This window comes from Nitriliruptor sp., assembly GCF_040882075.1.
GTDB lineage: Bacteria > Actinomycetota > Nitriliruptoria > Nitriliruptorales > Nitriliruptoraceae > Nitriliruptor.
Map to the genome: position 1 here is coordinate 1 of NZ_JBBEBZ010000002.1, position 1,516 is coordinate 1,516.

The 1,516-nt window shown below is 68.5% G+C and carries 1 protein-coding gene; it reads left to right on the plus strand.

The features are described from left to right. Positions 1-254 precede the first annotated feature (254 nt). Positions 255-1,499, plus strand: a complete 1,245-nt coding sequence (locus WEB03_RS00245) for an IS110 family transposase (RefSeq protein WP_368068963.1) — start codon at positions 255-257, stop codon at positions 1,497-1,499. The last annotated feature ends 17 nt before the right edge of the window (positions 1,500-1,516 follow it).

Consider the following 1,516-nt stretch of genomic DNA (forward strand, 5'->3'; position numbering starts at 1 on the left):
GTGACAGCCATGATGTAGATGCCGCCTCAGCGGTGGTGGAGACTCCGGTCCGGTGGCTCCGTGGAGGGCCTGACTCATCTTGTGACTGACGCCGTGAGGCTGTCTTGCTCGTGAAGCGTCGGTCCTCACAGCGGAGCCACCGGTACCGGTGTCGACCGAGCAGCGTGACCTCATAGGAGCCTGTTGCACCAGACTCTTGGCTGTCTTGTCCGCGCCCGGTCGGCGCCTCCGATGTTCTGACCACCGGAGACCACATGCACAGGATGACAGACCCGCCGCGCAACGTCACGGGCGGGGTCGATACCCATGCCGATGTTCATGTCGCCGCGGTCGTGTGCTCGACGAGCCACCGGCTGCTGGGCACCGCCTCGTTCGCCACGACCCCGGCCGGCTACGTGAAACTGCTCGCCTGGCTGATCAGTTTCGGGGTGCTCGACGCCGTCGGGATCGAGGGCACCGGCACCTACGGCGCTGGGCTGGCACGCTTCCTGACCGCCGAGGGCGTGGCGCTGATCGAGGTCGACCGGCCCGACCGGGCGGCACGCCGCCTGCACGGCAAGTCCGACCCGGTCGACGCCGAAGCGGCAGCCCGGGCGGTGCTCTCAGGCCGTGCGACCGGCACCCCAAAGACCCGCACCGGGCTGGTCGAGGCGATCCGCACCCACCAGGTCGTGTATCGCTCAGCGATCAAGGACCGCACCGCCGCAGCCAACCAGTTCCATGCCCTGACGTTGACCGCTCCCGACGCGATACGCACCGATCTGCAGCCGTTGACCGCGAACCAGAGATTCGAGCGGGCACGCCGTTGGCGCGACCGAGACGACGACGACGTGGTCACGCGCGCCACACGCCACGCACTACGTGAACTCGCCGGGCGCATCCAACTGCTCACGGAGCAGGCCAACCGGATGGAAGCCGAACTCGAGGTCCTCACCGAGCGTGCCGCCCCCGCGCTTCGTGACGTGCTCGGCGTCGGCGTGCACACCGCCGCGCAACTGCTGGTCACCGCCGGCGACAACCCGCAGAGGATCCACTCCGAGGCGGCGTTCGCCCACCTCTGCGGGGTCGCCCCCGTCCCCGCCTCGTCGGGCAAGACCAACCGTCACCGCATCAACCACGGTGGCGACCGGTCCGGCAACAACGCGCTGTGGCGCATCGCGTTCGTGCGGCTCTCCAGCGACCCCCGCACCAAGACCTACGTCGCTCGTCGTACCGCTGAAGGACTGTCCAACCGCGACATCATGCGCTGCCTCAAGCGCTACATCGTCCGCGAGATCTACCGGGCCATCACCCGACCGCTGCCCCTCGCACCTCGCGGTGCTGAACTACGCCAGCTCCGCACCGCCGCTGGCCTGCCACTCCACGCCGTCGCCGGCCCGTTCGGGATCACCATCCAACGGCTCTCCCGCGTCGAGCGCGGCATCACCCGCGACCCCGACCTCCAGACCCGCATCCACACCTGGTTCACCGAACCCACCATCAACGCGATCGCTGCTTGACATCCATAGGAGCTTCA